Below are 24,587 nucleotides of genomic sequence, written 5' to 3'. Positions count from 1 at the left end.
GGACATGGCTAATGATCTGTGCCAGCATGCAATATATGCATAAAGAGAACCTTTCGCCCAGGCCAGAATTTATAAACGTCAGGCTAGGTCTCTTGCGACAAGCAAAAATTCAGATGGGGATATCCCCATAGACATCAATCCCTGGGGAACGAGATGAATGCAACAACTTGGCCAAAATGGTTTTCAGCACTGCAGAATATGAGCAGGGCGGCAATCGCAGCCTCCGTTCTGTTGCTGCTACCTCTCTCGGCGCATGCCGATCTGGTCAAGTACAGCTATGCCACCAAAGCAGGTGACCAAGTCACAGCTGAGCCCGGCCAAGGCTTCATCAATCCCAATGGCAGCATCTCGTTCATGATCAGCGGTGGTATCGACCGCAAGCTGCGTGTCATCGTCACGGCCAGCGGCGCTTCATCGCCCGTGTTCACCAAAGAAAGCACGAAGGTGCTGGGTGCTGATGATGTCTTGGTCTACAAAGGGAACAGCTACTACGCCGAGGAGTTTGTCAGCCCCAAGCTGGCGGATGGTAGTTACACCGTAACCTCTCAGATTCTTTCGAGCACTGGCGCGATCGTCCAAGCTGAAAATCATACCCTTCTCGTGGATACCGCCGCTCCCGTGGCAGGCACCTTCGCTCCTACCTATTATTCGTGGGGGGAGCCTGTGCTGACTGGTGACCTCTGGAAGCTGGGTGTAGCCGCACTGGACGCACAGACTTATTCAAGCTTCGTGCTGAGCGGTTTCTCGGACGCAGCAGGTATCTCCAGAGTCGCAGCCAGGGTGTACCGGGCGAATGGTGAGCTCTATAAGGAATATGATGTCCTGTTCTCAGAAGAGACCAAGACCGCCTCCATTCCTTATCGTGATAATTTCTTTCCACGCTCTGACCTGGACGAGGTGTTCGGCGTTGAATTTAGGGTCACCGACAGAGCAGGAAACACGACGGTTACCAACCGTCAAAAGGTCATGTTCGACAACGTTGGTAACACGCCAACAGAGCCCTTTGGTGTCTACGACCCTACGGTGACTACCACCCTGGCGCCGGGCCTCAAGGGCTTCGTGCCTTATGTCGCTGGCGCTTCGGTCAAAACCAACCCTATCCGCCTTGCCTGGAGAATTCCGAAAACCAACTGGTCAACTTACCGCCAGGGCGGGCTGATGTTTTACAACGCCTTCGGAGAAAACAAGGTTCTTGGGGAGGACGCTACCTACGTCTACCTCGTTGCAGCCCTGCCGTATCGGGCTGAGGATGGCAATTACATCCGGTTCTACAACTACGGCGAGTGGGGTTCCCAGGGCACCATCAGTTACAACCTCGTGCTCGATCCTATCGCCCCCAAAACGCCAGTCATCCAGAACGTTGAGTACCTTTTCAGTGACATTGGCTGGTCGAGCTATGCCTGGAGAGCGGTTTCACCTCAGCAACTACCTGTGAAGATCACCAAGGTTCGCTACACGGTGGAGCCCCGAAATTTCGACCAGCTGGCATCTCACATGGGTACCTGTACCATTCCAGCAGGCCAAACCCAGTGTGAAATCTCCGTAACTCGCGACCTGGCTAAAGGCACTACCGGTTATTTACACGATCAAGCTCAGCTTCTCAGCGCCGATGGTGCTTTGACGGCTTCCGGACAGTGGGCAAACATCTTCTGGAACGACGTCTGGAAACCAGAGATCACCTACGCCTATAACGCGACGACGATGATCCTCACACTCAAGGTGCATCAACCTCAGCAGGGCGGTTACCTTAACAACATTGGCCACACAGGCGCCTGGATAGAGAACACAGCCGGGACGCGACTTTCGGTAACCAAGACACTCACTTCGTCGGCAGGGGAGTATTTTGAATACGAGTTTGATCTCAAAACTCTTCCAGAGGGAACTCACAACCTTGTGGCAGGTGCGAGTGAGAACCTGGGAGCGGTGACCAAGCTTCCCCTGTTCCAGTTCCAGAGCGACCGCACCAAGCCGGTGGTGACAGTCAACAAGGGAAGCAGCGAAACCGTAGATACCTTGGACAAGCTCAGCTTCTCAGTCACCGACAACAGGGACACTGCGCCAAAAATTCTGTCTGTAAGCCTCACGGGAGGCCCTGCAAAAGAGTCGATCGCGCTGTCCTACCGCAAGCTAAGTGCCACAACTTACGGCTTGGAATACCCTATCCTGTTTCCGTCCTTGACTGCCGGCGAGAACTACACGCTGACCGTGAGCGCCCAGGACACGCAACAGAACGTGGGTGTGGGTTCGACGACCTTCCTGTATGGCCCTGCCATGGCTGGCATCATCGGCCACACAGCAGGCTTGGTAAATGTGCCCGCCGTGCCCACCGACTTCAGGCGCAAGGATGGTTCGGTGATCATCAACAGTGAGCAGCTCAAGCTGGCAGACGGCACTCCTGTATCGGGGGTCTACGACCTGCTGGCCACGGTGCGCTCAGATGCTGTGACTTCACTCAGAATCTCAGGTTCGGAGGTTAAGCCAGGCGCGACGGTAAAACTGGGTCAGCTGGACTTCACCAGTACAAACGGCAAGATTTCGCTGCCAGTCGTGCCCATGGTGCGCGGTGCTGCTGGCACTAACGGGGTGATCATCTCTACCTCTGCGCCAAACTCGCCTGTGGTGTACGCGAACATCAACACCTGGATGCCCCAGATGACTCTGGACATCAACGACGAGAAGCCCGTCCAGGCCATGACGCAAACTCGTGTGAAGCTTGTGGCGGGAGGTAGCACCCTCTGCCAGCTGACGAACTCGGTCGCGATCGCACAAGCCTCTGATCCAATCTTGTCCCCGGTGTGTCTTGTCGAGTGGACAAGTGTTCCTCGGGGTCTGCAGCAAGTGGAAGGGACTGGAAGCCAGTACCCCATCACCGAATTGGCGGGTCGAGCACTGGACGTTGGTCAACAGAATATCGGCTACAAGCTGTCGATCTACAATACCGGTGGCGAGAAGGTACTGCTGACCAGTGGTGAGCAGATGCTGAGTGTTCAATCGGCCAATGCCTCAGCTGTCTTCGGTCACTCCCTGCGCGACAAGAGCTCGATAAGGGCGGTGCAGCAGGTCTCCTTGAAGATGGAGCAGCTCAGCGGTACCAACTGCGCTATCACGGGTGACGAAGCAGTTGCACGGCGCGCTGGTGCTGATGGGGGCGCTTTGACCTGCCTGATTCAGTTCACCCAGGCCCCGCCTGGTTTGACCACCAAGTCGCTGGATCCATTGGAGCTGACCGGCATCCTCACCACGGTTGGGCAAAACCCTATCCGCTGGACAGCTAGCATCTTCGACACCACAGGGCAAAAGATCATTCTTGAACAAGGTCAGTCGACGGTTCAGGTCGTGCATCCCCAAGCCACGACAACACTGGAGTTCTCGGTCAATGAGAGTGATACCGCCCCAGCAACCTCGATTGAGGATTTCCCCGAGGCCTGGACAACCAAAGCGTTCTCCATCGTAGCTGCCCCGCAACATGGCCTTGTCGTACCTTCAGCGACCGGGTTCACCTACACGCCGACTCCAGGGTATGTGGGTAGCGACACATTCACCTATCGAGTGACGGATGCATCCGGCATGACAGCCAATGGAATCGCGGCTGTCGACGTTGTGAAATTCAATTACGGCCCTACTGCCGCCAGCGTTGAGTTGCACACCAGGGAGGGGAAGGTCAGTGACTCGGCTGCTCCTCACGTCGATGATAAGAACTTGTGGGATAGCCACACCTTCATCCTTACCAAGGAGCCCACCAACGGCACTGTCTTGATCGATGGTTCAAGCATGGCCTATGAGCCCAATCCGGGTTTCTTTGGCCAGGACTCGTTCGAGTTCAGTGCTGTTGATCAGGCTGGCATGGGTGTGGAGGGGCGAGGGGATGTTACGGTTGATCAGTTCAACATGGCCCCTACGCGCATCTCCCCAGAGGAAATCGTGATGTACGCCCACATGGGTGGTTCAGTGACGCTCACAGTGAGCGATCCAAACCCAAGGGATACTCACACCCTGACTGTGGTGCACCAGCCTGATCTGGGTACGGTGAGTTTCGATGGTCGAAGAATGCTGTTTGAAACCGTAGGTACGGATGACACTCAAGTGGTTGTCCGCGCTACTGACCAGGATGGGCTCTTCATTGAGCAAACCCTGGCCATCAGGCTGATCCCGCAACCTCGCGGTCAGAACAGAATCAGGATGTCGGCACCTATCTCCCAGGCCAAAGAGAAGTAGGGCAGTTGGGCTAGGTTGATGCAAGAAGGGGCCGAGCGAACTCAGCCCCTTTGTTTATTGCTGGTCGTCTTGAAGCTCCGCCAGCCAACGATAATTGGTTGATTCTCCAGCCTGTACCCATTTCGAGCCAGAAATGAGGGTGATGCCGGCCTCTCGATCGACATAAACCCGGCACGTTACCTCGGCGATTTCGCTTCCAGGTTGGGACACGGCCTTGCCGGTGAAGATGTGGCCATTGTTTCGCTTGAGCAAAACCGAATAGAGGTAGCCGTCCGAATGGCGCATGTCGAAGGCAATCTCGTCGCCGTTTTCCCGGATAACTGCCTGACTGATGGCCTCGCCTTCGTCCAAATCGTGAAATCTACCCGTTGCGGACATGTTGTGACCCTCAAGAATGTGTAGAGGGCAGAATTTACAGGATATTGAGGGGCAAGGCGAGCAGAGAGAGTCGGCACTTCCTCGGGAGATTCACCCCCGAGGTCTGCTTTAGGTTGAGAGGAATCAACTTTCCTTGAGTACGACTCTGAGTGCATCTCCGACCATCAGGCTGTCATACAAATCGCACGAGGCCGCAGTATCCCAAGTGATCACCCCAGGAAGGCCACGGGTGCTCTTGGTTTGCATTAGCTCAATGCCGTTCCAAGTAGTTTGGATGGTGGCAGGTACCGCGTCGTAGGCAGCACTCGATACCATGAAGGAATACATGCAGGCAGAACCATTTTTCCAGCCAATAATTTGCGGAACGGTGTACTGATTACCCCCGATGGTCGCCTGATTATTAGAGATTGCTCCGAAAGAGCCGCTTTTGCCGGTGCATATGGAGGTTACCCCATACCCTCGCATTTTGTAGGCGCAATTGGGATTGGGGTGGTAGCCCACCGTGATGCTGAAATCCCGAAATTGCTCGGAGGGTTCTGCGGGCTCAGCAGCTGCTGATCCCTGGCTAATCGGCGCTTGAATGCGGATGATGTTGGGATCAGCAGCCCATGCGTTCAAGGACAATGAAAGGGCAACGGAAAGCAGCAATTTAGAAGTCGTGTTTTTCACTGGAAGGTTCTCGTAAATTGACTTACTGGCATATTGCAATATAGTGCCGAAAGTTAAATGAATGACAGCTTTTTCGGGGGTGTCGTCCCAGCTGGCTCGTTGACAATATATGACAAAATCAATAATATTCTTTGCGGAAAAGAGATGCCGAGCTTCATTTCTCGGTCGCCTGATCCTTCCCTCTATCAATCAAACACTGGTGCGCTCATGCAGACTTATGCCGGCTTCTATCTGGAGCTGAAAGAACCTTTGGATCCCGAGGTTGTACTCCCTGGTGCTCTTTCAGGCTCCGTTTACACTCACGAAGAAGAAGATGAGCAAACCTGGCTGATCAACTACGCGATCCCCGACGTCAATGGCCTTGACATCAACGACGTCGACCACCCCGCAGTGCGAAAGATTGTCCCTACAGTGATTGAGGATCAGCGCAAGATTGTACTGGCGCACCCTGATATCGCCGCAATCTTCGAGTTCCTCAAGAAAAATTACGGGGATGATTTCGTAACGCTGGAATATGGTTTTTTCTGCTGGTACGGCGATTGAGCAGGCGGGGTGGTTGAATGGCTGACCCGCCCCCGATATCAGATAGCTGTCTGCCTCACAGACCCAGATCCCCGGCAATCCAGCGATCGACCGCTTTTCCGCTGTTGATGCCCAGTACTCGTGGGTCAATTCCCCAAATCGAAAGCATGTCACGTACATGGGCTGGCTCAGCTTGCAAAGACTTCATGTCCAGAGACGCTCCAGCTGCTTGCACAAGGTCGCGCATACACCGATCAAGCTGCTCGTAGGTCTGGCGTAACACCAGAAGCTTCTCATGGCCCTGCAGTTTGAATAGGCACGCAGCTTGGGCCATGTGAATCAGGTGGTTGGTTACCAGTTTGCGCTTTCGAGCACCGCCGATAAGACCGTACCGAGCCATGAACCCCCAATGCATGAACTGTGAGAGCGAAACCTCACCAAGGGGTGTTTTCAGCTGGGCATTCATGAGGTCGCCTGTGAGATCCACTTTCAGGGCAAGGAAAGAAACCTTGTCCTTGATGCCCACTCTGCCGGTGTAAATGTGATCGAAGATTCTTTCTGGTGTTCCGGCCTTTCTGAAGCCAGCCATGATCTTGATGAAGTCGTTTTCATCAGGATCCTCTGACTCGTGCACATTGGCTCCAGCCCTTGCGAAATTCAACATGATGTCCACGGATTTGAGCACATGACCCATATCGGCTCGCTCCAAGCATTTCATCAAGCAATCGAGCGAGTTTGCAAGCGTATCAAGGTCACACATGCGCAGGGTGCCCTCCAGCCGGAGCGCAGCTTCCATGTCGAATGAACGCACGATCGGCAGTGCCAGATGAGGATGAGTGCTCAAGACAAGATCAATCAGAGGCTCGCACAGCTCATTTTCAGACAGGCTATAAACGACATTTGTCCAGAATGCTGATTGTCCGGTAATGTTGCGCACGGTGAGGTCGTCAAGAGCGCCGCTTCCATAGAGGAAGTCGCACAGCTGCCCCTTGCTATAAGCACCGTCCACGATCCATGCATCAACCATCAGATGTGTGGAAAAGGCGGTCAAGAGACTGGAGTGCAACACAACCCCCTCCTGGCCAACCTCTTCTTCGGCAAGTCTTGCCACAAGATCATGTTGGTATTCGCTAAAGGACAGGGCTTCTCTGCCAAGCAGAGTCACCGCCAAAGCGAATCTTGGGCTCTTATCCAGGCAATTTCTGATCATGACAACTGTGTGTTCAGGCAAAACACTGTCTCGTGACCAAAGATTGCCAGCAATCAAAATGGCTTTAAGGGATTTCAAGAGAAACTCATCAAAGTCCGCACTTTCGCCATCAAGCTCCAGTACCGCCCCTGTGCCATAATCGACCCCATTCAGAAATTCTTCGATCGTGATGCCGCAGTTGATCACGATCTGAGCCATTTGAAGGCTTCCCAGCCCCTCAAAGTGAGCTGCTACCAATGGAAGCAAGCCGGTTTCTATTCGAGCGGCTTCGAATTGCATAAAGGCAGGTTTGGCACTGGTTCGCTTCAAGACACCACAGCCTTCGATAGCTCTGGATCCGAATTGGGCAAAATCAGCGCGCATCTCTGAAAAGCTGGGCTGGGTGGTCATGGAGTGTTCCTGATTTGTTGTTTGCAGCCAAAACCACGCTTTTCAACTTGCGAAGGTTGGTGGCGCCTGGTCGTGGAAAGCATGCAGAAAGGGACGGCTGAACTCACGCTCCTCATCCACGTCGATAATACCCACTGCCGCAAGCACCCCCTGCAAAAATCCCAGCCATCGGTTGAGCTTGTCGAAGGGGTAGCGGTCATGATGCTCAATCACTTCGCTGCAGAGCCCCAGGAGGCCCTCAGGGCGGCATCTAATGGGAAGGTTGGCCAGGACAGGGGCATGTGACTGCACAAGCTCCTTGTAGCGGGAGAACAACGTCCTTAGAGCGATAACTTGGGTGGGAGTGTGTAGGTACATGCTAAAGCCCCAAATCTTTGGCAAATAGGGTGTCGGTGTCGATTCTGTCGGTGGCAAGGCTCGAACTGGCCTTGCTTAGCTCGATTCCACTGAAACGTCATGGTCTGGCCATGAGCCCCAGTGCATTGCGAAGCTTGATGATCTGGGCATCATGTATTTCGACGTAACTGTCGTCTCCATGGTCGCCGCTGTAGCGCTTGTCTGCGGCCTTGATCAACTCGCCGATGGAATCACTGATAGCCAGAAGCTGCTTGGCACGATTGACAGCTTCCGGCGAGAGGCAAGGGCATTCGCCGTCACTGTCAGGAACCTGATTGCGCGTGATTTCTACTTCAAGCTCTTCGCGAAACATCGAGAATGCGGTGGTGATACCGTGGAAATGACTCATCGCAGAAGCTCCGAAGTGGGCGTTAAGGCTTCAAATTCACAGAAGGCCTATGGCTTGGGGAATCTACCCTGTCCGATGACAATATTCCATCTCAATTTGTCAATTTCTGCTAAAATACTTGCATTGAGATCGGGGTATGGATATGACTGCTGGTGATCGACTTGATGTTCAATTGAGAGTTAGGTTGCTGCCGTCTTCGCCCTAATCCGCCATCCCATTGGAGAGGTATTCGATGTTTAAAGCCGTCTGCGACATGGCAAAAAAGAAGGCCACAGGAGTAGCCGCCAATACCGTTACCTCTGTAGCCACGGTAGCGGTTGAGAAGGGGCTTGGCCGACTAGCGCCAGGACTCATGAAGCGCAATCCGGTGGGCGCCATTATTGGCTTGGCCACGGCCATTACCACCAAAGCCGTGAAAGGTGAACTCACCGCAAAAAATGCTGCAGGTGATTGCGTGAAAGCGGGTGCTGGTTGGGGCATGGCTCAGGCTGGTGTCGCCATGGGAGCAATTGCAGGCCCAGCGGGTATGGCGGTGGGTGGAATTATTGGCGGTGCAATCGGGGTATTCGCAGGCGAAGCGCTCTGCAAAAAGTGCGACCTAGAGTAGCCTGCTCAAGCCTGGGGTGGGTGCCGCAATGCCTGCACCAAATCTTTCAGGCTGGTCGTGCCGATACATCCGAAGATGCCGGCAGCCACGAGCGTGAGAGCGCCTTCCCATGACTTTGTCTTATCTAACAACTTGGATGAGAGGGCATCATTGAGAAGGACAAGAGCATCCAGGGCAGCATGGCTAGCGACAAGACCACAAACGATTGCCGAAATGCCCATCAAGGCGAGGTAGCCTGCGTTCGATACGCGGTGCGGCTTATCCATGACTTCGTCCATCTTGCCAATCTCCAGAGTCCAGTCATGCCATGCTATCCAAACTATGTGACAGGTTCAATACAGCAGGCTGATCAAAAAGTTCATTTCGCTGCTAAAAACGATGGCGCTTAACTTAGGGCGCCAAGTCGTCCAGTGCATTGCTTTGTCAGAGTGGCTGCCCCGGTTGGGCTGATGTGAATCCCTGAAGCTCAGGGTCTTATACTCACAACCCCATTTTCTTGCATAGTCAACGGCGCGTTTTGACTTCCTCCCCGCCCTAAAGAGCGGGGATTCCTTCTGCAAGCGCCTGAAGTCCCAGGCGGGCAATGTTCCGTGCGGCGTTGACGTCTCGATCATGAATCGAACCGCAATCACTGCACGTCCACTGCCTTATTCCAAGTCCGGCTCTACCTTTCGGACTGCTGGGCGGATTAACACCACAGCACGAGCAGGTTTGGGTTGAAAACGCTTCGTTGACCACTGCAAACACCACTCCATGCCTGATGGCCTTGTACTGGAGTTGTGTTCTGAACGTCGACCAGGCGGCATCAAGCACGGATTTCGCCATGCTGGTTTTTGCCAGGGCCTTGGCGTTCACGTTGCCAACGAAGATGGCTGCGTGTCTCTTTACCAGCGTTGAAGTTTCACAATGGAGTGCGTTCTTGCGCTGGTTGGCGATGCGGGCGTGAATCGCCTTTATGCGCCGCTTTTTTCTGGCCCTTTGAGCGATCCCCAGGGCTGCTTGTGATTCTCGGTACCAGCGAGCAGGCTCGAATCTCTCGCCGCTGCAATAGGTGGCCAAAGTCTTGAGGCCGAGGTCGATGCCCACGACCGAGGAGCCGGCAGGAACCCGCTTATCCACGACCTCGATCTTCACGGCAATATTCAAATACCAGCGACCCCTAGAATCCTCGTTGAAGCTGCCAGCCCTGAAGGTGTATTTCGACAGCCCGTAGGAATCCCACAGGCCAATATTGATACCGTTGAACCGTACCTGGCCATTTTTATAGGTCAGGGCGCGGGCTTTAAACGGCACCCAGCCCAAGGAGTATCTAGGCGATTTTCGATCACTCACTCGCCAATTGAGGCGCTGGCGTTTGAACTGCCTGAGCCTGGAAGCGAACTCCTCGCAGACCTGCTGCTGGGTGGCCGAACCAATGGAGACGCCTTCGCATTTGCTGTAGCCGTTGGTGAGTTTCTGCAGGTCGAACCCCGAGAGCCACACCTTGGGTTTGTTGCAGTATCGCTTCAGGCTTCTGAACTGTGTCTCGTTACAGAAATTCCAGACCTGATTGACGTCGCGAGCCATCGCAAGCATCGCCTTGGCATGCTTGTCCTTGATTCGAAGCTTCAGGGTCTTGGTGATTTCCATGCAGGGAGATTACCATTTATTGAAACCCTTCTGCTACACACGCAACTCAACAATAAAGGCTGATGACGCCTTTCGGCGTCCGTGCTCTTGACCTCGGACTGAACTCCGGGGCTTCCCGCACTACTGGTGAGTAGTCGCGACTCTGATCTTTGCGAGTTGATGGTGAGCCGCGTTGCACAAAATCCCCTTAGATGCTCACAGTTTGACGCAAGCGGGGGTCTGAGTGCAATTTAGGGCTCAATTGACGTCTCCCAGAATTGAAAAAGCCCGGCGAGAAAAATCTGGCAGGGCTTGTTTTGCTGCAATGCCTACAGGCCAGCAGACCTGATGGCGTGTGTAAGCCTTGAAGGCAGGCGACCCCTTTGGGTCATGTCTTCGCAGGTGGCAATGTACCCGACATTGACATAGGGCAGAGCCGGCGATGCATTAGCCATCGCTTGTTCGGCCTTTACACGATCACAGTGGCGTTGATCAGCCATCATGATCTGCAGGGAGGCACGATTAAGGCCATCAATGTTGTTTATGGGCATCATGATCATCTTGGCTTCACCCGCTTAGGGCAGTGGAATTGTGACCTGAGCGCCACGCTCGCTGACCAGCACTGTCAAAAGATTCGAGGCGAGCTGGCCCTTTTGCTCAGAGGTCATGGGAACCTCTGGCGACTTATCATCGGACTTTTCCATTTGCTCGATTGCGTCGCGCACGACGGTCACCGCGCCGGTCACCAGCATTTTGCGAGCATCCATCATGGCGCTGGCCTGCTGGCGCTGAAGCATGACCGAAGCAATCTCCGGAGCATAGGAAAGGTTCGTGAAGTTGGCGTCCAGCACCTTCATGCCGATCTGAGTCAGGATTGCCTGGATTTCGGCTTTGAAGAGGTTCGAGACTTCCTCCGAATCATCGCGCAGGCAGGTTTCTTTTGAATCTTCGCCATCAGCGTTGGTGGCCAGGTCATAGGCGAACTTGGACACCGTTTTGCGCAACACCCGGTCAATGGCGTTCATGATCAGGTTGTCGGGGTCATCAGCGTTGAACGCATAGGCCTCTGGATCAACTACCTGGCAGGACACAACTGCGGCAGCCATGATTGGCGAACCTGTTTTATCGTTCACCTTCACGGGTGTGGATTCGAAGTTTTCGATCTTGAGGCTGACGTTGTTTTTGGACACAAGTGGGTTAAGCCAGAAAAAGCCGTTATCCATCAACACGCCACGAGTTTTACCAAAGAACACCAGCACCTTGGCCTGCCTGGGCTCGATGACGCAGAAACCACCCGTCAGGATCAGACCGAAGATGGCGATCGGAACTGCCAGCCAGTCCATAAGGTCGCCGTTGAAGATGGTCTGCCTGCCAGTGCTGTAGCTTTCGCCCGTGATCAGAAACGGACAGAAAGCAGCAAATGCCAGGATGGCCAGGATCATCAAAATGCCAATGGAGCCTGGCAGCAGGAGAACCTGAGGTTTTGGAGAGGGAGTCGCTACATCGTCATACATTGCGCAATCCTTGGTAAATACAGTTGATTTGACTACGCACAGGTTAGCGATATATTGACCGCAAATCAATGCTTTGGTTTGGGTGCAAAGCAGGATATGTGGCGGGTTATTGCAATTGATCCATAATCCGTTGCAGCATTACGGACAGGATAGATCTTGGCCGTGACCGGGCCCAAGGCTCCTCAGAATTGAGCTTAGGAGCTTACTGCTATCCGGGTCTTCAAGCTGAAATTTCAGCCATTCTTTCCCAAGCCTGCAGCTGGACACTCGCTGCTTTGCGTACTCACTAGACCTGTTGGCGTTGTAGCGTGGATCGTCCTTGGTGGCCAGAATGATTTCTTCATGACCGAACTGATCTCCTGTCAAATCCAGTATCACTCCAGACGTGTGAACCAACCAGTTGTGCGAGTACCAGCGATCATTAACCGCTTTCATGCCGCCAGGATTGCTTTCCCCCTGATCATCCATGCCAACGCCTTCGGCGGGCTCCCAGCCCTTCAAACCAGCATGCTTGAAAAGCCAGTAAAGGTAGGTCGTCGAGAGTAGGCACATGTCTTGTGATGGGCAGTCATCATGAGGCAGGTCGCGCTTGTAGTGTGCCCATTCGAGGCAAAGAAGATCCCTGATCTCATCCAGAGGGCGGATCCAAGGGGAGTGCCTGGTTTTTCCAGTCAATATATTCATGCCTATCACTTAATCACCAAAAAGCCAACATTTATATTTGATATCTTCACATATTGCCATTTGAGCATGATATATTCAAAGCTCAATCCATAATAAGAGTCTAAAAATGACCACTCTAACTACCTCTCAATCAGCGATCCTCCGCAAGCTCCTGGACAACCCTGGTTCCACTGTCACTGAAATTGATGGATTCACCTCAGATCAGTTTGAGCTGACCGCCTACACATTATGCAATAAGCTTCGATATGCAATTCCAAACACTTCAGGTAATCAGCGGACTGGCTACTATAGAAAGGTTGAATCCATCACTTATAGAGGCTGGAAGGCATTGGTAGGCAAAGATAACGCCTCGGATCTAAACCTTGATATTGTAGATGTAGATATTCTGCTTAAGCTTCTCGATAAACCAGGCATCCTTGATATACCAAAGGGTATGCCTGAAATCGAATTCTGGTTTCGCTCAACTTACCTTGAGAAGCGCGGACTGGCCATAGGCTATGGCGGACGGGATGAAATCTTTCAAATAGGTCATGGCACAGAAACAACGACTAAGCTCAGGACGTCTCTTTTACGCATAACCGCTTTCGGATGGGAATCTATCGAGCCTATTGCGGAGAAGATGAAGCTTGCCAAAGATTTTGAACAATAGGCAGAGTATGCCTAGCAAGCTATGGGGACGGACTTTCCATCTCTTGCCTGCCATTTGGCCTGCGGCCCGGCTCCGGATCTGGCGCTTCTTCAATGTGGTACACCCAACAATGCGTACAGCCCTTGTTGAGAAGCGTGCGGTACCGGTGGGCACCATCCATGACCATGCCCTCATCTGCGAGCAGTGGAGGCATGGTTTCGACCGGCTGGGAGTCGCAGGCTTTTTGGCGTTTCTTGCTGGGTAAATTGGCATCATCCGGGCCCAAGCGAAGCTCGGCAATGGGTGTCCATCTAAGCTTGGCGTGACAACCCCAGTACAACTCCTCTATCTGTTCCTCACAGATTTCATAGGGAGACAGCCCGGAGACATGTGCGGCGATGTCCTGAGATGAGGCCAGGCGTACTGGCCATGTATGCATTGGAGTGGGCATGGTCTATTTATCGATCAAAGCCGCTGTCGTCAGGTGATCCGCGCCGACGCGGTTTGGCGCCACGAATTTGGGATGCCTCATCTTCAAGGCCATACGGTTCCATGCCGTATGGGCCCATGTGCCTCAACATCCCAGGCGGCATACCACGCAGCATGCCAGGATGCATCATTGCCGGGTGGATTGGGGACATATCAATATCCACAATCGCTTCTCGTTGATCTTCGGTTAGAACCGAGAAGGGCACGCCAACAATCATGTCATCATCCGGCATGCGTCGACGTCCAGTATCCCTCGATTTGGCGGTGGGCATTTCCTTCAAGCGCTCGGCGATTGCTTCCAGTCCCATGGTCGACTGCTCATGCAGGTAGAGGGCAAATGCCTTCTGGCGTTCGCCCATAACACCGCTGCTGACCATCTGGGGCACAAGATGCACAATCTGCTGCACTACAGCCCCAAAAAGAGGTGCAAATTTTTCAGCAGGTTGATCGCCCATCAGGTTCTGGAGTTTTGGCATATCTCCAGCCTGGAAGCAGTCCATAATGACCTTGCAAGCTTCATCCCAGACATTGTTCTCGATAGATCTCAAGAACATCTTTTTTAGGCTGTCTTGTTTTGTCTTCTCAATGTAGTCGAAGATCTCGATTTGAGTCTGGGTGGGCTGATCTGTGCCAAGCTGGGCTTTCAGGGCAGCGTCGAGACGCTCAAAGGAGCTCGAATTTTCCTTTACCAGCCAGGAGTTGCCCAGGCTTTCGAAAAACTCATCGTCATTCTCAACGAACGCTCTTTCAAAAGCTGCCAGGCGGTCTTTGTATTCAATGTCAAAGCTAAAGGACTTTGGCCCTTTTGCCTTAAGCATATCGTAGGAATAAAGCAGTTTTCCCGCATTCCAAATCATGTGGTTCACAGTGTCTTCGTCCAGGGCATCAAGGATCGTGCTGTAACGATCAAAGCTGCTTGAGTCTTGCTCATTCTGGTACTGAAGACCCCTCAGGGAGTCGTGGTAATTCCCACCAAATGCCTGGCACAGTTTGTAGTTCGCCACAAAGTCTTCAGGCGCCTGGTCTTTAACCACTGAAGCTTTGAAGTAAGTGCCAAGTTTGGTGAGCATCGAGCTCAAATAGCCGTCATTCTTCGCATTGAGGCGCTCTTTAAGCTCAGTCAGGTCGCGGGCAAACTGCAAAGGCCCAGCCTCACCAAACACTGCCTCACGCTCCTTCACGTCGATGTGAGGAAAGCTCCACAGGTAAAGGCTCAGTTTTGTTTCAGCCGAAAGGCCTGGGATTTGCACAAGAGTGTCGAGCATCAGCCTGACCTCTTCACCCACTATATCGGATTCACGATTGACGAAAATGTCATTGAGCATCCAGAAGTCCGATGAGAGCCCCCCTTCCTTTGGCGCTTTGTACAGGTTTGCCAGACTGTGCTTGGAAAACATGTCCTTGAACAGGATGGCGTTGCGATCACGAAAAACCTTGACGGCCTGCGTGACAAACGCCTTGTTCCTGCTGCTGTACTGGATAGGGTTGGACATCGGTAAATCCTCAATTTCAATCAGTATGTGGATGCTGCCTGGAGCCGGTCAACTCACGTTTTGGGCCTTTCTCACTTGGGAGCAGGTTATGCACGCGCATCCTCAGTGATCAAGCCCAACGCTCCATGCTGCATCCTGCTGTTTTTTCCAGGCGCTGCGTATATGCCATGATCCAAAATTTTTCTAGTGACTAGAACGGGTCGAAAAACCGACCTCCTCGGTACGAGCGCTTGGATTCTTCAGGTGCAGCCGTAACGATCTCATGGGCCCATTGCGCCCGCTGCTCGCCACTCATCTCGGAGAAGGCAAGTTTTACATCGACACCATTTTCTTCGCGCAGTCGGTAGGCCTTCGAGGTGTCAATGCCTTGTAGCACGTCCCCAATCTCTGCGGTGTGCACGCTGGCCATCTCGTGAAGCCGCAAGGCCATCCGCTTCTGCGATTCACTGATGTCATTGCCGCGAGCCATTCTAGGCAGATATTTTTCAAGCAGAGGCATCATGGCGGAGAGGTGTGGGGCTACCCGGTCTTCTCCGACGTGCCGAATGAATGCATCGAGCATCCGCTCATTACCGCTTGCCACGATATCCAGAATGGGGTCGAGTCGACCAAAACGACTCGATTGGGCGTGAGATGCAACCCGATCTTGAATCCTCTCGATATCAATTTTAGAGAGATGTTCGTCCATGAAGGCAAGCATCTCGGACTGAGCCTTGCTCGGTTCTACTTCGCCCAGTCTGGAGACCATTTCTTTGGTGATCTCCAATACCTGTGAAACAGAAATGTGAGGAATATTGCGCTCGGTCAACTGCTGGAAGATTTCTGGTTCGTCGTGATCAAAGGCATCAGGGATGAATTTGAGCTGGAAACCCCTGTCATGCTGTGCATCATGGAAAGCCTTGAAGCCGTATTCCTTGAGCAATTCGTAGCTGATGGCTGGCTTGCGCATGTTCCACACAAAAGACTGGGTATTTTCTTCGCCAACCTCTGCAAAAATTTGCTTATAGCGATCAAGGGCTGAAGGGCCACCCGGCTGATCCTGGTAAGCGAGACGATTGATCTCCACATAAAGCGGCAGCCCAATGGCCTCACATATTTTGAATTTCGCAACGAAGTCTTCTGGGCTTTGATTAACGACAACCGATTGCTCATAGAAAGACCTGAGCCTCGACTTCTCCCAGCTGTCTAAATCGGAGCCGGGCTGTTCTTGGGTGGCTTTTAGGTTAGCCAGGTCTTCAGAGGTAATGGCAAGCGGCCCGGAATCACCGAACAGACAATCCCGGTCATCAGTGGACAGGTGAGGATAGGAGACCATGTACAGAGCGACCCGTGTTTTTGTCGACAAGGGTTCCTCAGACGAAAGCGCCAGCAAGAGGGCATGCACATCAAGCTCTGTGAAGGCAGTGAAGTTTTCCCGAATCTCAAGGAGCAGAGCATAGTCGGTAGGCTTCAAGGAGTCCTTGGTTTGCTTGTACACCAAAGGATCAGCGTGCTGAGAAAACCTATTGGCCAGGGTCGTGACATCGCCCTCGGCAAGCGCATTGACGAGCTGGGTGATGTACGCCTTGTTGCGGTATGTGAACTTGATGTCGCTAGCCATGATGAAGCCTCCATTTGTGCCAGTATGGATACGTTTTAGCATAGGGGTCAACCCAGGCAATGCATACTGCCAAGCTAATGCTTCAAGGTGATATGACCTTGGGTCAATTAAGGTGAAAACAGATCTTTGAAAACCCTTTCCCGAGCATGATTTCGATCGGTTGGCCACATCAGACCAAGAGGGCCTACCAAAGGGAAAGCGGGCATCCTTGCCCGGTTTTGTTGGAGTTCACAGCTTCTGCATGGTTGCCGAATGCGGCGACTCAGCCCAACGAAAGCTCGTCGCCAGGTCGATTGCGAGTACTGATCGACTGCTTTGGATCACGGTCAGCTGAGACCTCTGCATCCAGGATCGGTTTGGTCGCCTCACGCGCTGCTTTCCAGTCAACCACCATCTCAGATTTCAGGGTGGAGAAAACCTGATAGTTCAGAGGCCTTGCCGGGTTGACCAGGGGTTTGAGGTCTTCAGGGATTGTCGCTTCAAGTCCCGTGCGCAGGGGCTCAACGATGGCGTCCATTTGCTTGGCGTAGTTCTGCGACGCACCTTCCAGCCCCTCTTTGAGCTCTGACGCCTGCTTGAGCGGCGCTTTGATTGCCTCAAGGGCGTCCATGACCCTGGTTTCCATTCTGGTGAGGTTGCCAATGTCCGACAGCGAGAGCAAATCGATCGGCAGGTTTGCCGTCAGGTCAACTACCAGATCCAGGCCACCAAAATTCAGGTGAGGCGATTCAACAAACGTGTTGTTGTAGGTTCTGAAGAACTGGTTGGCTTTCTTCATCGCCTCTGAGGTCATGTCTTTCGCCGCGCTGGTCATGCCACTAGACGCGACCGACACCAATTTGTTTGATGACACGACGTCAACCATTTCACCTGTAATAGCACTGGTGATTTCATCCAGAGCATCCTCAAGGGCTTCAACCGCATCCACGCCAAGAATCGTAGCTTTCTTGGCGCCCAGCTGCAGGTTGTCAACGATCATGCGCTGATCAGCCAGACCCTGCCACTTGGCACGATCTTCAGGAAAGGCATCCAGAGCACGGATGGTGTTGTTGTCGACCCAGGCGCCAATGCGCGAACCCGCCTCACGCTCGACGCGGTCGTGCACGGCTTGGGCGTATTGAGCCATTTCTTCTGCTGGCGTCTGAGTCAGAAAGTCGACCACTTTTCCAAACAGGTTGCGACCCTGTTTATCGGCTTGCATGTCCTGCAGAGCTTTGCCGTTGGCTTGAGAGGAGCGCTGATATGTCTCTGCGATATCAGAAAGCGGGTGCGCGCCCTGAGGGGCTGGATGATCACCACCGTAGACACGTGGGCTGATGAAGATGTTGGAAGACATGACCGCTCCTTTTTCTTTTATTTTAACCTCGGTGAAGTTACTGAAGCAAAAGAAAAAGACGGTTTCCGGCATAATTGATAGCGCGGTATTTTATGGCCTGAAGCCCGCAGGTGGGGACTCCGACCGAGACAGTTAGGGCGTCCATGCCCTGATGAATCAGTCCTGCTTGACCTTCTGTCCGAGCGGCGCCTTGCGCGATAGCAGAAGGAAGAACAGTGGCACAAACACCGTGGCGAGGAAGGTCGCCAGGATCATGCCGCCGAACACACCGGTACCCATGGACTGGCGCGAGGCAGAACCTGCCCCCGTGGACACCATAAGCGGGTACACACCCAGGGTGAAGGCCAGGGAGGTCATCACAATCGGACGGAAGCGAAGCTTGGCAGCCTCAACAGCAGCATCGGCCAGCTCGAATCCTTCCTCCACCTTCTGCTGAGCGAACTCCACGATCAGAATGGCGTTCTTTGCTGCCAAACCAACCAGCACCACCAGGCCAATTTGGAAGTAGATGTCGTTGGGCATGCCGCGAATCAGCAGCGCGCCGTAGGCACCGAGCAGAGCAAACGGAATAGCCAGGATGACCGCGACTGGGAGTGACCACTTCTCGTATTGCGCCGCCAGGATCAGGAAGACCATCAGCACCGCAAAGCCAAAGGCCAGATAGGTGGTCGACCCACCTGCCTGCTCCTGATAAGCCTGGCCTGTCCACTCGATCACGTAGCCTTCTGGAAGCACCTTGGCGGCTACCTCATCGACAGCTTTGATCGCATCCCCGGAGCTGATGCCGGTGGCAGCGCTACCGCTGATCTTGGTGGCGACGTAGCCATTGTAGCGCTGAATCATCTCGGGGCCATTCTTGAACGACACGTCGACAAAGCTTGCCATTGGAATCAGATCGCCTTGAGCGTTGCGCACATACAACGAACGGATATCTTCAGGATCGTTGCGGTACTGCTGGTCGGCCTGCATCTGCACCCGGTAAGTCTTGCCCGACTTGTTGAAGTCGTTCACATAGACCGAGCTCAGAACGCCCTGAAGCGTTGCATAAACGTCCGGAATGGCGACGCCCAGGGAGATTGCCTTTTGCTCGTCAACGTCGACGTAGAGCTGCGGTACGCCGGCACGGTAGAAGGAACTCACCGAGGCCATGCGAGGATCTTTCTGCAGTGCGCCAATCAGGGTGTTCATGGCATCAGAGAGCGCCTGCGGGTCGCCGTCATCGCGGTTTTCCAGGAAGAACTCAAAGCCACCCGTGCTGCCCAGACCCATGATGGCGGGTGGGTTGAAGACCATTGCACGCCCATCCGCTTGACCCAGGCCGATGCCCATGAATTTGCCAGCCAAATCCATTGCCGTTGTTTCGCGCTCATCCCAAGGTTTGAGTTTCACGAACATGGCGCCTGCGTTGCTTTTGTTGCCCCCGCCGATGAAGTCTAAGCCGGAAATCACAAAGGCATCGCTGACGTTAGGATCGTGCGCCAGGATCTGACGATACTTCTCACCAAACTCATTGGTGCGAGAAAGGCTCGCATTGTCAGGCAGCTGGATGGAGCCCATCAGCATGCCCTGATCCTCAGCTGGTACGAAGGAGGTCGGAAGCTTGACCGCCAGTACGGCGGCACTGACGCACACTGCCAGGAACAAGCCAACACTGATAGCGCGGTGGCGCAAGGTCTTGTTGACCAGGAACAGGTAGAACTTGGTCAGGTTCTCGAACTGGCGGTTGAACCAGGTGAAGAAGAGACCCTGTTTGTGCGAGGGTTTAAGCAGCAGGGCGCACAGGGCAGGGGTAAGGGTCAACGCCACAATGCCAGAAAGGAAAATGGCAATGGCAACGGTGACCGCAAACTGCTGATACAGCTTGCCTGCGATGCCACCCAGGAAGGAAACCGGGATGAACACCGCACACAGTACCAAGACGATCGCGATCAGGGCGCCTGAGACTTCCTGCATGGCTTCAATGGCCGCATCTTTGGCATTGAGCCCTTTCTCATGCATCAGTCGTTCGACGTTCTCCAGCACCACGATGGCATCATCGACCACGATGCCAATGGCAAGCACCATGGCAAACAGTGTCAGGGTATTGATCGAGAAACCAAAAGCCCACAAGCCTGCCAGGGTGCCGATCAGAGAGACCGGTACCGCCAGCAGTGGGATGAGGGTGGCGCGCCAGTTCTGCAAAAACAGGAAGACCACCAGAATGACCAAGATCATTGCCTCCACCAAGGTTTTTACAACCTGGTCGATACTGACCTGGATGAAGGTGGTGGTGTCGTAGGCGATCTGGAAGGAAACGTCCTCAGGAAAGCTCTTCTCCATGCGGCCCAGCTCTGCTTTGACAGCTTCTGCCACGTCCAGCGCGTTGGCGCCCGACTGCAGGTTGATGCCGATACCCAGCGCTGGCGAGCCATTCATGAATGTTGCCATGCTGTAGGTCTGCGCACCCAACTCTACCTTGGCCACATCGCCCAGCTTTACGACACCTTTGCCGGCGTCCTGCTTGAGGATGATGTTGGAGAAATCTTCGGCAGTGAGCAGGCGACCTTTGCCGGTCACCGAATAGGTCAGTTGCTGATCCGAGGGCATTGGTTCGTCGCCCACCTTGCCCACGGCGTACTGGCTGTTCTGAGCGCTTATGGCATTGGATACGTCAGTGACGGTCAAGCCCAGAGAAGTCAGCTTTGGCATCTGAAGGTTGACGCGCATGGAGTAGTCACGGGCACCGAACACCTGGGCATCGCCAACGCCGGGCACGCGCTTGAGCGAGTCCACCATGTTGAGCTTGGCGTAATTGCTGAGGAACAAGGTGTCGTGGGTCTGTTGAGGACTGGTCAGCGCGAGCACCAGCAGCATGTCATTGCTGCGCTTGCGCACGTTGATCCCGTTGCGGCGAACATCTTCAGGCAGACGGGCTTCGACTGCCTTAACCCTGTTGTTGGTATCCACCATAGCCATGTCGATATCAGTGCCGATATCGAACGTGGCGGTGATGCTCACCTGGCCATCTGAAGATGAGTTGCTGGTGAAGTACAGAAGACCTTCGATCCCGCTGAGCTCATCCTCAATGGGCGCTGCTACAACCTTGGCCAGTGTCTCTGCGTTGGCGCCCGAGTAGGTAGCTGAGATGCTCACCGTCGGTGGCGTGATCTGGGGGTACTGCATGATCGGCAAGCCCAGAGAGGCCAGAAGGCCTGCCAGGACAATAACGATCGAGAGCACCGTCGAAAAGATGGGTCTGCGAATGAAAAAGCTGGTCATCAGGGATTACTCCGCCGCTTTCTGGGCGTTAGGTTCGACGTCGGCGCCGGGGTGCATGTTGAGCAGGTTGTCAGTGATAACAGCATCACCTTCAGACAGGCCCTTGTTGATCGTCCAGTAGGTGCCATCCCAGTTCTGGGCATCCACGGGACGCATCTGGGCTTTCCCATCCTTGGCCACGTAGACATAGGGCCCGGATTCGGCGACCTGAACGGCCTTCTGGGCGACCCTCGCAACACCCGCCAGAGGCGCTCCAATCAGGCGAGCTGTGACGAACTGACCAGGCTTGATCAGGCCATCAGGGTTGGGCACCGTAGCGCGCACGGTCAGCGAGCCATACGCGGCATCAACCAGAGGAGCTACATAGTCGAGCTTTCCACCCTGAACAACCTTGCCATTCTCCAGCACGACCTCGACATCAGCGCCATTGGAGCCTTTGGGGTACAACTTGTCGTAGTCGGTCTGGGCAATGCCCACCGATACCCAGACTGGGTCAATGGAGGTCAGGGTGTTTAGGCTGGCGCCGGGTGACACGTAGTCGCCCTGGGAAATGCTCGCTTCACCCAGTATGCCGGAGAAAGGTGCCTTGATCAGGGAGTCGCTGTATTCTTTGCGAGCAAGCTTCACGCTCGCAATGGCTGCATTGACGGTAGCTTGCTGGACGTTCTTGGCACTCAGGGCGTCGTCATATTCCTGCTGGCTGGCGGCTTTGTTTGTCAACAAATTGCCCTGGCGGCTGGCTTCTCGGCTGAGCTGAACCAGTCGGGCTTTCTGCGTCTGCAGTTCGGCCTCAGCCTTATCCATGGAGAGCTTGAGATTCTCTCCCTCGACAGTGAACAGCATCTCGCCGGCTTTCACATAGCTGCCATCAACATGGTGGATCTGCTCTACAAGGCCCGTGGTCTTGGACTTGAGAACGACGTCGGCAGGGGAGATGGCTTTGGCCAGAAGGGTTTTTTGAGGTCGCTGGTCAGATAGCTTGACCTGCTCAGTCGACACTTTCATCGCAGGCTGTCCACGGCCTTGAGGTGTATCGGGAGTGGAATCGCACCCTGCAAGTAACGCAGAAGCGGCGAGGGCGAGGGCTATAGCAGTTCGTTGGAGTCTCATGGGGCTCTCTTTTTGGCAAGGATCGTTAGCAATGCAATCAATTTTGCCGTTTACGGTTACCCAAATCAACGAATAATCAATATATTGACAGTTAAGTGTGATTCCCAACGTAAATGGCACACCATCCGTCTGGCGGCTTTTTCAATATTTGACTAAACTGGCACCACTGTGAGCAAAGAATGCTATTTGGAGGCCCTAATGTCCGAAAACCAAGATCAAAACATCAAGCTGAATGCGGACAAAACTGCCGTTCTTACCCAGCAGATCAAGGAAGTCTCTCAGGCGCTGTCAAGCTTGCTTTACTTCTTGGGTACCGAAGATGGACTGCCCCATGGTGCCGCCCGCGATATCATGGGGGTTGCAGAGCACCGCTGTCAGGAAATCGGCCAGCTACTGAATGTGCCAACCGAGGCTGATGAACGCATTGAAAAGCGCAGCAGAGACATTCGCCGGGCTAACCTGCGAGTGCGTGAGCTTGAGACCATGCTGGGTAAAGCTCAAAGCCCCGAAGCAACGCAGATGGGCATCAAGGTTCTCCATGACCAGCTAAGTGAGTGGTGGAGGCTTGAAGGGTTTGGCCTCACCAGTGAATTCGCTTTTGGCGAGTACAATCTTAAAGTCACCTTCTCCTGCCACCTGTTCGGGGATTTTGCGCTTCTCAATTCAGAAACGCCCGTTTCAGACAAAGAGCGTAAAAGATTGTGGCTTGAGTCATTGCGTGAGCGCGGCTTTGTCATCAAGCAAGAGGGTCGCGAAAAACGAGTTGAGGACTGCCAGCAGACCCGCGACGCCATCAAGGCTCTATTTGCGCAGCGGCTGCCGAGCGCAACCATTTGGAAATTCGATGGGCACGAAACCAGAACAGGTTCTGAACTGGATTCGGTGACCGTCTTGATCCGCAAGATCGAAGAAATTCTCACCCTGCCAGTACCGCCCCAAAAGGCCGAGGAATAACGCATGAATGCTTTAAGGAAATACCTGGCACTGCCCTTGCTGGTATTGGCGCTTCATCAGGGCCAAGCCGTGGCGGGCGATGCCCTGACCCCAAAAGAGGTCACGTCGACCTTCTACGGCTGGTATGTAGATCAGTACCTTGCGGATCATACGCCGGTTGAGGATAACGCCCCTGACCTTATGCGCTACGTATCTGAGAAGGCCCTTGGCAACCTCACAGTCTTGATGCAGCGCCCGCAAGGTCAGACAGAGGACTACTTCCTCAAGTCCAATGACAATGGCGAATCCTGGAAGGGCAACGTCACCGTGACTGAACAATCGGCGACCGACACTACGGCCTTCGAGAAGGTGGTTGTCGGCCTGAACTATCTGGACAAGAAGGAAGTTCAGGTGGCACTGGAGAAAGAGGTCGATGGCTGGCGAATTGTGGCCGTAACGGATCTTCAGGCGAGCGCTGACTAGCAGAAAGGCTCGTAATTTTAGAAGCGACGGTTTAGCTATAAATTGACATGAGGGCATGGTGGCGGCATACTGCCTCTAAATTCCAGGAGGCGCAACCGTGTCCCAACGTCAGTTGAATCCCTACGAAAACGTTGTATGGGAGAGTACCCCTTCACAGTGGGTGAATTTCGGCATTTATGCCAAATGGTTTGTATGGGCCTTGTTTTGGCTCGCGCTTTTGTTGGCGCTGCATCTGAACGAGTACGCCTTTACCGACTGGGCTCATTCCCTGCAGGCACTCAGGGACGCAAATTTCTCTCCGATCCCCCTTGGAACGGGCTTTGTTGCTGGCGCACTGCTTATGGCCGCTGGTAATTCGCTCTGGAGCTACCTCAAGGTAAAAACCACGCGGTTCGTGCTGACCACTGAACGCCTGTTTACCTACAGCGGCGTCCTCAACAAGCAGATCGATGAGCTTGAGCTCTATCGAGTCAAAGATTACTCCCAGTACAAACCCTTTGTGATGCGCCTGGCGGGCCTTGGTTGCGTTTCGGTTGAAACTTCCGATCGCAGTCATCCCATCGTTCGTATCGACGGCATCAAGGATCCAGATTTTTTGCAGGGTCTTTTACGTCAGCATGGTGAGCTTCGCCGCAATGCTCGCGGCGTCCGCGAACTGGACATGTAAAATTTCCTTTAATACTCGCCACTATGCCAGGCGAGCCTGAATAGCGAG

Annotated in this window: 20 protein-coding genes; 7 read left to right on the top strand and 13 right to left on the bottom strand. The window is 53.8% G+C overall.

Features of this window, described 5'->3' with window-relative positions; all coding sequences use genetic code 11:
• The first annotated feature begins 153 nt into the window (after positions 1-153).
• The gene (locus IFT57_RS07655; RefSeq protein WP_244657269.1) at positions 154-4,215 is read left to right on the top strand and encodes a DUF4165 domain-containing protein; all 4,062 of its coding nucleotides are present in this window, start codon (positions 154-156) and stop codon (positions 4,213-4,215) included.
• Between the two features lie 54 nt (positions 4,216-4,269).
• Here the strand turns inward: IFT57_RS07655 and IFT57_RS07650 are convergent, their stop codons facing one another.
• Both IFT57_RS07650 and IFT57_RS07645 read right to left on the bottom strand, forming a co-directional pair.
• A complete protein-coding gene (locus IFT57_RS07650; RefSeq protein ID WP_192092448.1) occupies positions 4,270-4,593 on the bottom strand; it encodes a hypothetical protein in 324 nt (107 codons plus the stop codon).
• 123 nt (positions 4,594-4,716) lie between these two features.
• Positions 4,717-5,262, bottom strand: coding sequence for a hypothetical protein (locus IFT57_RS07645; RefSeq protein ID WP_192151035.1), 546 nt, complete (start codon positions 5,260-5,262; stop codon positions 4,717-4,719).
• Between the two features lie 57 nt (positions 5,263-5,319).
• On the opposite strand from IFT57_RS07645, the gene IFT57_RS07640 reads away from it, so the two are divergent.
• Positions 5,320-5,805, top strand: coding sequence for a hypothetical protein (locus IFT57_RS07640; RefSeq protein WP_192151033.1), 486 nt, complete (start codon positions 5,320-5,322; stop codon positions 5,803-5,805).
• A 55-nt stretch (positions 5,806-5,860) separates the two neighbouring features.
• Here the strand turns inward: IFT57_RS07640 and IFT57_RS07635 are convergent, their stop codons facing one another.
• Positions 5,861-7,384: a hypothetical protein gene (locus IFT57_RS07635; RefSeq protein WP_192151031.1), complete on the bottom strand. Its 1,524-nt coding sequence runs from the start codon at positions 7,382-7,384 to the stop codon at positions 5,861-5,863.
• A 454-nt stretch (positions 7,385-7,838) separates the two neighbouring features.
• Positions 7,839-8,129 (bottom strand): hypothetical protein, encoded by a 291-nt coding sequence (locus tag IFT57_RS07630; protein ID WP_122531070.1) that lies wholly within the window; start codon positions 8,127-8,129, stop codon positions 7,839-7,841.
• Between the two features lie 232 nt (positions 8,130-8,361).
• Here IFT57_RS07630 and IFT57_RS07625 point away from each other — a divergent pair, with 232 nt between their 5' ends.
• Positions 8,362-8,736 (top strand): hypothetical protein, encoded by a 375-nt coding sequence (locus IFT57_RS07625; protein ID WP_122531071.1) that lies wholly within the window; start codon positions 8,362-8,364, stop codon positions 8,734-8,736.
• A 5-nt stretch (positions 8,737-8,741) separates the two neighbouring features.
• Here IFT57_RS07625 and IFT57_RS07620 read toward each other — a convergent pair whose 3' ends face one another.
• The 4 genes from IFT57_RS07620 to IFT57_RS07605 form a co-directional block, all read right to left on the bottom strand.
• Positions 8,742-9,014, bottom strand: coding sequence for a hypothetical protein (locus tag IFT57_RS07620; protein ID WP_122531072.1), 273 nt, complete (start codon positions 9,012-9,014; stop codon positions 8,742-8,744).
• A gap of 256 nt (positions 9,015-9,270) precedes the next feature.
• Positions 9,271-10,365, bottom strand: coding sequence for an RNA-guided endonuclease InsQ/TnpB family protein (locus IFT57_RS07615; protein ID WP_192151029.1), 1,095 nt, complete (start codon positions 10,363-10,365; stop codon positions 9,271-9,273).
• Positions 10,366-10,919: 554 nt separating this feature from the next.
• Positions 10,920-11,858 carry an SPFH domain-containing protein gene (locus IFT57_RS07610; protein ID WP_192151027.1) on the bottom strand — a complete coding sequence of 313 codons (939 nt, stop codon included), beginning with the start codon at positions 11,856-11,858 and terminating at the stop codon, positions 10,920-10,922.
• 138 nt (positions 11,859-11,996) lie between these two features.
• A complete protein-coding gene (locus IFT57_RS07605; protein WP_244657268.1) occupies positions 11,997-12,542 on the bottom strand; it encodes a hypothetical protein in 546 nt (181 codons plus the stop codon).
• 106 nt (positions 12,543-12,648) lie between these two features.
• Here IFT57_RS07605 and IFT57_RS07600 point away from each other — a divergent pair, with 106 nt between their 5' ends.
• Positions 12,649-13,191: a hypothetical protein gene (locus IFT57_RS07600; RefSeq protein ID WP_122531076.1), complete on the top strand. Its 543-nt coding sequence runs from the start codon at positions 12,649-12,651 to the stop codon at positions 13,189-13,191.
• Positions 13,192-13,628: 437 nt separating this feature from the next.
• On the opposite strand, the gene IFT57_RS07595 is transcribed toward IFT57_RS07600, so the two are convergent.
• From IFT57_RS07595 to IFT57_RS07575, 5 genes are all read right to left on the bottom strand, one after another.
• Positions 13,629-15,152 (bottom strand): hypothetical protein, encoded by a 1,524-nt coding sequence (locus IFT57_RS07595; RefSeq protein ID WP_122531077.1) that lies wholly within the window; start codon positions 15,150-15,152, stop codon positions 13,629-13,631.
• A 190-nt stretch (positions 15,153-15,342) separates the two neighbouring features.
• Positions 15,343-16,752, bottom strand: a complete 1,410-nt coding sequence (locus IFT57_RS07590; protein WP_122531078.1) for a hypothetical protein — start codon at positions 16,750-16,752, stop codon at positions 15,343-15,345.
• A gap of 262 nt (positions 16,753-17,014) precedes the next feature.
• Entirely contained in the window at positions 17,015-18,088 is a 1,074-nt protein-coding gene (locus tag IFT57_RS07585) for a hypothetical protein (RefSeq protein ID WP_122531079.1), read from the bottom strand.
• Between the two features lie 156 nt (positions 18,089-18,244).
• Positions 18,245-21,346, bottom strand: a complete 3,102-nt coding sequence (locus tag IFT57_RS07580) for an efflux RND transporter permease subunit (RefSeq protein ID WP_192151025.1) — start codon at positions 21,344-21,346, stop codon at positions 18,245-18,247.
• Positions 21,347-21,352: 6 nt separating this feature from the next.
• The gene (locus tag IFT57_RS07575; protein WP_122531081.1) at positions 21,353-22,351 is read right to left on the bottom strand and encodes an efflux RND transporter periplasmic adaptor subunit; all 999 of its coding nucleotides are present in this window, start codon (positions 22,349-22,351) and stop codon (positions 21,353-21,355) included.
• A gap of 303 nt (positions 22,352-22,654) precedes the next feature.
• Here IFT57_RS07575 and IFT57_RS07570 point away from each other — a divergent pair, with 303 nt between their 5' ends.
• From IFT57_RS07570 to IFT57_RS07560, 3 genes are all read left to right on the top strand, one after another.
• A complete protein-coding gene (locus IFT57_RS07570) occupies positions 22,655-23,410 on the top strand; it encodes a hypothetical protein (RefSeq protein WP_192092477.1) in 756 nt (251 codons plus the stop codon).
• Positions 23,411-23,413: 3 nt separating this feature from the next.
• Complete coding sequence (locus IFT57_RS07565) at positions 23,414-23,872, top strand: DUF3828 domain-containing protein (protein ID WP_122531083.1); 459 nt, start codon at positions 23,414-23,416, stop codon at positions 23,870-23,872.
• A 97-nt stretch (positions 23,873-23,969) separates the two neighbouring features.
• A complete protein-coding gene (locus tag IFT57_RS07560) occupies positions 23,970-24,539 on the top strand; it encodes a PH domain-containing protein (protein ID WP_122531084.1) in 570 nt (189 codons plus the stop codon).
• Positions 24,540-24,587: the final 48 nt, after the last annotated feature.

Origin of the sequence: Pseudomonas sp. CFBP 13719, assembly GCF_014842095.1 — a bacterium.
Lineage (GTDB): Bacteria > Pseudomonadota > Gammaproteobacteria > Pseudomonadales > Pseudomonadaceae > Aquipseudomonas.
The sequence above is the reverse complement of the archived record's forward strand: the minus strand, read 5'-3'. Positions and strand labels throughout refer to the sequence as shown.

Excerpts from the sequence above, each read along its gene's own strand:
- IFT57_RS07655 (WP_244657269.1), top strand. The coding sequence starts at position 154 with ATGAATGCAACAACTTGGCCAAAATGGTTTTCAGCACTGCAGAATATG.
- IFT57_RS07650 (WP_192092448.1), bottom strand. The coding sequence starts at position 4,593 with ATGTCCGCAACGGGTAGATTTCACGATTTGGACGAAGGCGAGGCCATC.
- IFT57_RS07640 (WP_192151033.1), top strand. The coding sequence starts at position 5,320 with ATGAATGACAGCTTTTTCGGGGGTGTCGTCCCAGCTGGCTCGTTGACA.
- IFT57_RS07635 (WP_192151031.1), bottom strand. The coding sequence starts at position 7,384 with ATGACCACCCAGCCCAGCTTTTCAGAGATGCGCGCTGATTTTGCCCAA.
- IFT57_RS07630 (WP_122531070.1), bottom strand. The coding sequence starts at position 8,129 with ATGAGTCATTTCCACGGTATCACCACCGCATTCTCGATGTTTCGCGAA.
- IFT57_RS07625 (WP_122531071.1), top strand. The coding sequence starts at position 8,362 with ATGTTTAAAGCCGTCTGCGACATGGCAAAAAAGAAGGCCACAGGAGTA.
- IFT57_RS07620 (WP_122531072.1), bottom strand. The coding sequence starts at position 9,014 with ATGGACGAAGTCATGGATAAGCCGCACCGCGTATCGAACGCAGGCTAC.
- IFT57_RS07615 (WP_192151029.1), bottom strand. The coding sequence starts at position 10,365 with ATGGAAATCACCAAGACCCTGAAGCTTCGAATCAAGGACAAGCATGCC.
- IFT57_RS07610 (WP_192151027.1), bottom strand. The coding sequence starts at position 11,858 with ATGTATGACGATGTAGCGACTCCCTCTCCAAAACCTCAGGTTCTCCTG.
- IFT57_RS07605 (WP_244657268.1), bottom strand. The coding sequence starts at position 12,542 with ATGAATATATTGACTGGAAAAACCAGGCACTCCCCTTGGATCCGCCCT.
- IFT57_RS07600 (WP_122531076.1), top strand. The coding sequence starts at position 12,649 with ATGACCACTCTAACTACCTCTCAATCAGCGATCCTCCGCAAGCTCCTG.
- IFT57_RS07595 (WP_122531077.1), bottom strand. The coding sequence starts at position 15,152 with ATGTCCAACCCTATCCAGTACAGCAGCAGGAACAAGGCGTTTGTCACG.
- IFT57_RS07590 (WP_122531078.1), bottom strand. The coding sequence starts at position 16,752 with ATGGCTAGCGACATCAAGTTCACATACCGCAACAAGGCGTACATCACC.
- IFT57_RS07585 (WP_122531079.1), bottom strand. The coding sequence starts at position 18,088 with ATGTCTTCCAACATCTTCATCAGCCCACGTGTCTACGGTGGTGATCAT.
- IFT57_RS07580 (WP_192151025.1), bottom strand. The coding sequence starts at position 21,346 with ATGACCAGCTTTTTCATTCGCAGACCCATCTTTTCGACGGTGCTCTCG.
- IFT57_RS07575 (WP_122531081.1), bottom strand. The coding sequence starts at position 22,351 with ATGAAAGTGTCGACTGAGCAGGTCAAGCTATCTGACCAGCGACCTCAA.
- IFT57_RS07570 (WP_192092477.1), top strand. The coding sequence starts at position 22,655 with ATGTCCGAAAACCAAGATCAAAACATCAAGCTGAATGCGGACAAAACT.
- IFT57_RS07565 (WP_122531083.1), top strand. The coding sequence starts at position 23,414 with ATGAATGCTTTAAGGAAATACCTGGCACTGCCCTTGCTGGTATTGGCG.